Raw genomic sequence first — 513 nt, 5'->3', positions numbered from 1 at the left:
GCCCAAGCGTTGTAGTCCAAGACGTTTTTCTTGACTCGGGAAAACAATAAATAGGAAACCGTACCGCCCAAGACGGGAGACAAAACCCAAGACAAGGCGATTTCGCCCAATTTGCCCCACTGAATCAGCTCGCCCGCATTCATATTGTTCATGACCGCCATACACACCGCGCTACCGACAATACCGCCGATAATGGCATGTGTGGTGGAAACGGGCAGACCTTTGCGTGAAGCAAACAAGAGCCACAATGCCGCCGCGAGCAGCGCGGACATCATGATAAAGACAAACTGCATGGGCTGAAGGTCGATGCCGTTCAAGTCCACGATGCCTTTGCGTATGGTATCGGTCACTTCGCCGCCCGCAATCACTGCGCCGCTGACCTCAAACACCGCCGCAATCAACAAAGCTTGGGGAATCGTCAGCGTACCGGAGCCGACGCTGGTACCGAAGGAATTGGCGATATCGTTACCGCCCACGTTAAACGCCATGAAAACGCCGAACATGGTCGCGATA

The 513-nt window shown here is 54.2% G+C and carries 1 protein-coding gene; it reads right to left on the bottom strand.

All coding sequences use genetic code 11. From position 1 onward, the window contains the following. On the bottom strand, positions 1-513 hold a 513-nt coding region (locus ACTHUR_RS18485; protein ID WP_440400225.1), incomplete at both ends, for an inorganic phosphate transporter.

The sequence above is a fragment of the Neisseria sp. P0021.S007 genome (assembly GCF_051956855.1).
The sequence above is the reverse complement of the archived record's forward strand: the minus strand, read 5'-3'. Positions and strand labels throughout refer to the sequence as shown.